This is a genomic window from Micromonospora sp. NPDC049171 (assembly GCF_040648275.1).
Lineage (GTDB): Bacteria > Actinomycetota > Actinomycetes > Mycobacteriales > Micromonosporaceae > Micromonospora.
This window is the reverse complement of record NZ_JBEZDJ010000067.1, coordinates 1-1,443: the sequence shown is the minus strand read 5'-3', so window position 1 is coordinate 1,443 and position 1,443 is coordinate 1. Positions and strand designations below refer to the sequence as shown.

At 67.1% G+C, this 1,443-nt stretch carries 1 protein-coding gene; it reads right to left on the bottom strand.

The features are described from left to right. Positions 1-133: 133 nt before the first annotated feature. Positions 134-1,375 (bottom strand): IS701 family transposase, encoded by a 1,242-nt coding sequence (locus AB0B14_RS36705; protein WP_357526759.1) that lies wholly within the window; start codon positions 1,373-1,375, stop codon positions 134-136. Positions 1,376-1,443: the final 68 nt, after the last annotated feature.

The following is a 1,443-nucleotide window of genomic DNA, read 5'->3' as shown; positions in this document are numbered from 1 at the left end:
GCCCTAGTAGTGCTTTGTTAGGTTCTGTGGCGTTTGTTGCGGTGTAAGGGTTTCACGGGTTGGTGGCAGGTGAGGCAGGCGCCGGTCCAGGTCGCGAGGAGCCTTTGCAGCTCGCGGAGGACCGTGTAGAGGGTCAGGCCGGCGCAGCCGCTTTTGGGTCCAGGCGCAGTTCGGTGATGAACAGGTGCGCGGCGGTGACGAGGGTGACGTGGCGGTGCCAGCCGATGAAGGAGCGGCCTTCGAAGTGGTCCAGGCCGAGGCCGGTCTTCAGTTCGCGGTAGTCGTGTTCGATGCGCCAGCGGATCTTGCCGTAGCGGATCAGGTCGGCGTGGCTGGTGGCGGCGGGCAGGCTGGACAGCCAGTACTTGACCGGCTCAGGCCGGTCGTCGGGCCACTGGGCGATCAGCCACCGCTGCGGCAGGGTGCCGTCGGTGTCGCGGGCGACGCGGTGCCCGGCCGGACGTACCCGCAGGAAGATGAACTGCGAACTCATCGTGCCCTTCGAGCCTTCCCGCCAGGTGATCGTCTCGACGGTGGCGCGTCCGGCGGCGCGAATGTGCTCGACCAGGCTGACCGCGGTCTTCGGGTAGCGCGGCTCGGTGCGCGTTGGTGGGCGACCCCGCCCGGACCAGACCCGCGCCTCCGGCTGCACGTCTGAGGTGTGGGCGAGGGCGTCGCCTTTGACCTGCATGATGTAGTCGATTGACCGCTCGTCCAGAGCGCTGCGGAACTGGCTGTTGTCGCCGTAGCCGGCGTCAGCGGCCAGCAACGGCGGGCGTAAGCCGTGCTCGGCCAGCTCATCGAGCATCTCCACCACCATCGACCACTTCGGCCGGTGATGCTCATCAGGAGGTATCGCGCACCGAGCCCGGCGAGCGACCACATCGAGGCGGTCAGCCTCGTCAACAGCCTGGTCGTCCCACGACGTCGGCAAGAACAGCCGCCAATCCAGCGGGCACGACGCGGTGTCGGTGACCGCGTGAACACTCACCCCGATCTGGCAGTTCGCCACCTTGCCCAACGTCCCCGAGTACTGCCTGGCCACACCCGGCGAGCCCTTACCGTCCTTCGGGAAACCGGTGTCATCGACCACCCACGCCACCGGCCCGACCACATCCACCGCCCGACGGGCCAGCCGCATCCGCACCGCCGTGGTGTCCCAGGTCGAGGTCGTCACGAACTGCTGCAACCCCTGATGATCCACCCCAAGCCGATCCGCCATCGGCTGCATCGACTTACGCCGCCCGTCCAGCAACAGCCCCCGCAGATACGTCTCACCCTTGGTCCGCTGATCTGAGCGCACCAAAGGGGTGAACACGTCTGCGCCGAACGCCTCAAGCCGTTGCCGCACAACCGAAAGCTCATCAGGGGGCACCGCCACATCGAACTACCCAGACCGCCCCGACGACCCCACGACACGCCGACCTAACAAAGCACTACTAG